This is a genomic window from Coleofasciculaceae cyanobacterium (assembly GCA_036703275.1).
In the GTDB taxonomy this organism is placed as follows: Bacteria; Cyanobacteriota; Cyanobacteriia; order Cyanobacteriales; family Xenococcaceae; genus Waterburya.
In genome coordinates, this window is record DATNPK010000041.1 from 1 (window position 1) to 4,332 (window position 4,332).

The following is a 4,332-nucleotide window of genomic DNA, read 5'->3' on the forward strand; positions in this document are numbered from 1 at the left end:
AATAGAATTAAAAGATTACACAGAAAAACAATCTGCTTTTCTAAGCTTACTCAGATGCAAGATCTAGTGATTGGTTTGTATATTAATAAGTATGAGTTTGGCAGAGATATTTGATTAATTCAACATCTTTGCTACACTACCCTTCCAGTATATATTAAAGCAATTATTATCCAGATACAGGTTTTGAGATGACATAAATGTAACCAATCGTCAGGTTGACTCATCCATTGATTCAAAGCATTGTAAAGACGGGAGTTTTTTTCACAGTATTCTTCTATTTTGAGTGGTATTTAATTTTAGAATACTGACTCTCCCTAAAAATCCTTTTAAGCTCTCAGCCTTTCAATTACACACATTTCAAGGTTTTTCTTCTCTCTTTTGTCAGTCAACCAGGTGAACTTCTGCCTTCTGGTTTTTTTTATTGGTTTTGTATTGCGTAAATATTATAATACTCTGAATTGTCTAAAAATGGTTCTTGTTCATCAACAACTTTACTAAAGTTATGACTCAATAGTAAGTCTTTAATTTCATCAACTCTATGTTTAATATCATGGACTTCAATGACAATTTGTTTGATTTTTATCCAATCTTGCTTATTTATTCCCAATAAGACGTCTAACTCACTTTTTTCTACATCAATTTTAAGAAGATCTATTTGTTGAATATTTTGTTCGTAGATAACTTGAGAAATTGTTTTTACTTGACAATTAACTTTTTCGAGTTTTAGTTTTCGAGCAAGTTCAAAATCTAGAGTGCAAGACTGTAAAAATGAAGGTAGTTTACGAATTAGATTTATTTCGTCTACAAAACAAGCTAATTCATTAATGTTTTGTAGTATATCCGACTTGACAGCGTTTCTAAATTTTTTTGGTTCTTCAGAATACATTGTAGAAAACCCGCTTGCATAAGGGAAATAATCAAAGAAGACTGCATCTTTAGCTCGATTCGATATTCCATAGTTATATAGTTTTATTTCATCTAAATTAAAATGTTGTATGTTGCGTTGTAAAACTTCAAATATTTGTGGAATAGGTTCAAAAGCATGAATGTTCACTTTATTGTCACAAAGATCACAACAATAAAGTGAAAACATACCAATGTTAGCCCCTACATCAAAAACTGTGTTGTTTTTTTTCAATTTAATTCCATGTTTAAAATAATTCTTTATTTGGTTATCTAAAAAATTTACTTCTGCTCTATTTAAGTAAAAAATTTTTTTACCATTGGAAAGATTCATTTTACGTATAGATTTATTCATTAATCCCATCTTGCTAATATGATGTATAGTCTGGATTATTCTCTCACCATTTCAGCTAGCGGGACTTAAACAAAAATTAAGCCCAAACAAAGCCACAACTTGCTTTGTAAGCTGTATATACGTGCCGATTTTGGTTGAGCCATTCGACAAAACGATATGATATAGCTGTACGAGTGCGACTCGTTTAGTATAAACGTACTAACTTAGTACGAGGACTACTAGTAGTCTGTCAATGATTAATTGATGGGTAAAGTCTCTTGAGTTTTATACGAGCGTCTTGAGTGGTAAATCGCCAATCAATCCAGCTTTCTTGGCTATTACGTTGATCGCACCAAGCAGCAACTTCTTCTCTTAATGTCGCCATGTCAGGAATTCTTCGATTGATACACTGCCGAGATAAAACGCTTAACTCGATCTCTGCCATATTTAGCCAACTTCCATGTTTGGGTGTGAAGCAAAAATTCAAACGACTCATAATTCGTCTCGCTTGTGCTGGTTCAAAAGCTTTATACACAGAAGCAGGAGTATGAGTATTGAGATTATCCTGCACTACTGTAATCATCCAAGCTTCGGGATAATAATCATCGACTAACTTTTTGAGCAAATTGGCGTAATCGATTGCTGTTCTTTGTTTGGTGACTTCAACGGTTCGCCATCCTTCAATCGGATTAGTGAGCATAAATAAATTAGCCGTTCCATTTCGCTCGTACTGATAATCAAATCTTTCTGGTTGACCAGGTTGGCGAGGAATTGGCGTTCTAGTTTCTGTGACTAACTGTTTCAAACAGTAATCCAGGCAGACAAAGGGAAAATCAGGAGTGTTGCTCAATTAACAGTGGATTTTGTCGGGATAGGTACACTTTTAAATCTTAGGTAATGTATTAGGAGTCGAACAGAATACTTTAGCATTTGAATCGATTTTGAGTAACATAATGTTGCTCGATGTAACCTTGCTAAGTAATGTCTTAATCTTGTGTTTTCTCCTTCTACTTTAGTTAACTTAATCTTTGGTAAAACTTGATGTCTATCTAATGAAATGTAAATGGCATAGATACAATAGCCATCGGTAAAATACTGGCGACTATTCCAAATTTTAATTCTCTGCCAAAGTCTCTTAAAAGTTTGACCGCTACGATCACCGATTTCCATTGCCAAAATACCAGGAGCATGATGATTAATAGCTGTCCAAATCCAAATCTTATTAGTTTTACGACCAATATAAGTTTGTCCTAAAGGATAAGCTACGCAAATAATTCATCCAATTGAGCAAGTTCTGGTTCTCCTGATTCGTCTTCTGGCAACTCCTCTGATGATTCCTTCACCCAATTCATAATACTAGTATGAGCAACCCCGGTAACTCTTTCGATAGCACGAAATCCCATTCCATTTAAATACATATTCAAACAAATTTGTTTGACTTGAAGATGATATCCTTTGGTAGAATAAGAGTCACGGAAAATACGACCGCAGTCTTTACATTCCCATCTTTGCGACGCGAAGCTAGTCCTTTAGGGTTTCCCGTTTTGATGACCATCTTTTCGAGTATTATTAGATTGGCACTTAGGACATTTCATATTCATTGAGAGAGTTTTTTTCTACTCTTTCTTTTTAGCAAATCCACTGCTTACTTAGCAATGCCAAGGGAAGAGCAAAGCAGGAGCATACGGCGACTTTGTGATGCAACTAGACGATACAGTTGGTCAGATCGATGCTGCTCTCAAACAGCATCATCTCGATGAAAATACTTTGGTAATTATCACTAGTGACAATGGTAGTCCAGGACGCTATGGTAGCTTAGAAGCCCCTAATAGCATCATCGAAACCTTTGACCACAAACCCAATTGGATTTTACGTGGTCTGAAAGCGGATACTTGGGATGGAGGTCATCGAGTTCCCTGCGTTGCTAAATGGAAAAATTACATTCCCGCTCGCTCGACCTGTAATAAATTAATTTGTCTCATGGATTTGTTGGCGACTTGTGCTGCGATTCTAGATCGGGATTTACCCACTCATACAGCAGAGGATAGTTTGAATATTTTTCCTTATTTGCTGGGGGAGCAACCAGAAAGACCAATTCGTACAGAACTTGTTCATCAAGGCTATCACGGTCTTTACGGTATCCGTAAGGGGAATTGGAAATTGATTTTCGGTCAGGGTTCTGGAGGACTTAGCCCCGATCCGCCAACAACAATCTACGATCCGCCACAACAGCTATACAATATATACGAAGATATCCGTGAGAGGAAAAATTTGTATTTTCAACATCCGGAACAAGTTGAGTGCTTAACAAAGGTTTTTATACGGCATAAACATTATCCTACAGCACCTCATATAAGAAAAAAACGCAGTGGTAATGACAACATATAGTTAAGCCATTTTTTCAATTACAACGTTCGAGCTTTAATCTCTAGCTGTCTTTAAGTTATGCTTTCTTTAGCCAATAAATTCCTGTTTATTCATGTCCATAAAACGGGTGGAAACTCTATTCAGAGCGTTTTGCAGCAATATTCTGAAGATGACTTAGTGGATTTAAGTCACAGTTATAAAAGCCAAGACTTTGAGGTCAAAAATTATAAATTACCTTCGCTGAGAAAGCATTCTACTCTTAGGGATTATCAGCAGGTTCTTGATGAACAAACGTTTAAATCTCTTTATAAATTTGCCTGTGTGAGAAACCCTTGGGAGCGGATGATGTCTTTTTACTTTTCTCCCCATCGTTTAGGAGAAAAATGGTCAAGAGAAAGGTTCATTGAAGTGTTAGAAATTGTTCCGTCTGCTATGAGCATTTTAACGACAAAACAACAGACATCACAAAAGAGTTTATTTTTGAAGCCAGAAGTCGATTTTGTTATTAGATTTGAAAATTTACAAAATAAAACTAGAGGCAGAAGAATCAGCTCTTATGGGAGTGTGGGAGGATTCTCAAAGTTTTAGAGTATGGTTTAAAACTGGGGACTTACAAAGCTAAAAACTACCTTCAGTTTATGGATACTCAAGCAGACAAGGCAACAAAAAGATTGTTTGATACTGGGAAATTCACGGTAATTATTCAAGATAATGCTTCGATTCATCGC

At 35.7% G+C, this 4,332-nt stretch carries 2 protein-coding genes and 3 pseudogenes; 2 read left to right on the forward strand and 3 right to left on the reverse strand.

Features of this window, described 5'->3' with window-relative positions; translation table 11 throughout:
* Nucleotides 1-418 precede the first annotated feature (418 nt).
* From V6C71_08760 to V6C71_08770, 3 genes and pseudogenes are all read right to left on the reverse strand, one after another.
* Nucleotides 419-1,267 (reverse strand): FkbM family methyltransferase, encoded by an 849-nt coding sequence (locus V6C71_08760; protein ID HEY9768584.1) that lies wholly within the window; start codon nucleotides 1,265-1,267, stop codon nucleotides 419-421.
* A gap of 220 nt (nucleotides 1,268-1,487) precedes the next feature.
* A pseudogene (locus V6C71_08765) lies at nucleotides 1,488-2,066 on the reverse strand (IS630 family transposase).
* Nucleotides 2,067-2,083: 17 nt separating this feature from the next.
* Nucleotides 2,084-2,832: pseudogene (locus V6C71_08770) on the reverse strand (IS1 family transposase).
* 85 nt (nucleotides 2,833-2,917) lie between these two features.
* Between V6C71_08770 and V6C71_08775 the strand changes: the two are divergent.
* Nucleotides 2,918-3,625: pseudogene (locus tag V6C71_08775) on the forward strand (sulfatase-like hydrolase/transferase).
* A gap of 57 nt (nucleotides 3,626-3,682) precedes the next feature.
* A complete protein-coding gene (locus tag V6C71_08780) occupies nucleotides 3,683-4,192 on the forward strand; it encodes a sulfotransferase family 2 domain-containing protein (GenBank protein HEY9768585.1) in 510 nt (169 codons plus the stop codon).
* Nucleotides 4,193-4,332: the final 140 nt, after the last annotated feature.